The organism is Lelliottia sp. GFLA7, assembly GCF_056490165.1.
Genome location: NZ_JBWLAQ010000019.1, coordinates 1 through 641 on the forward strand (window position 1 = coordinate 1; position 641 = coordinate 641).

General features: G+C 48.7%; 2 tRNA genes and 1 rRNA gene. All 3 read right to left on the minus strand.

Annotated elements, in window-relative coordinates:
• Nucleotides 1–188 precede the first annotated feature (188 nt).
• Nucleotides 189–264, minus strand: a tRNA-Ala gene (locus AC07RN_RS20895).
• A gap of 108 nt (nucleotides 265–372) precedes the next feature.
• A tRNA-Ile gene (locus tag AC07RN_RS20900) sits at nucleotides 373–449 on the minus strand.
• Between the two features lie 71 nt (nucleotides 450–520).
• A 16S ribosomal RNA gene (locus AC07RN_RS20905) occupies nucleotides 521–641 on the minus strand; the annotation flags it as partial.

The window sequence follows — 641 nt, forward strand, 5'->3', positions numbered from 1 at the left end:
GTAAAACACCCACAGTGTTGCGAAAATTTGAGAGACTCGAACACACCGCTTATCTGCTCTTATTACGGAGAGCAGACACAGTGTGTCGTTTCAATTTTCAGCTTGATCCAGATTTTTAAAGAGCAAAACTTCGCAGCGCACCTTTTCAGGTACACTCTGAAGTTTTCTTGTTTTCAGCAGTAAAAGGATGGTGGAGCTATGCGGGATCGAACCGCAGACCTCCTGCGTGCAAGGCAGGCGCTCTCCCAGCTGAGCTATAACCCCATCGTAAAGACTAATCTCTGTACCGCAATTCGATTCCGGTCAAGGCGTGGTGACACGAAACATACTGAGGTATGTGAGCGTCACTGCAACGCAGAGCGGTAGCGAATTTGGTAGGCCTGAGTGGACTTGAACCACCGACCTCACCCTTATCAGGGGTGCGCTCTAACCACCTGAGCTACAAGCCTGCAGAGATTCTTTTACTGCTTATTTTTCATCAGACAATCTGTGTGGACACTACAAAGGCAGGTTCTTTAGGTAAGGAGGTGATCCAACCGCAGGTTCCCCTACGGTTACCTTGTTACGACTTCACCCCAGTCATGAATCACAAAGTGGTAAGCGCCCTCCCGAAGGTTAAGCTACCTACTTCTTTTGCAACC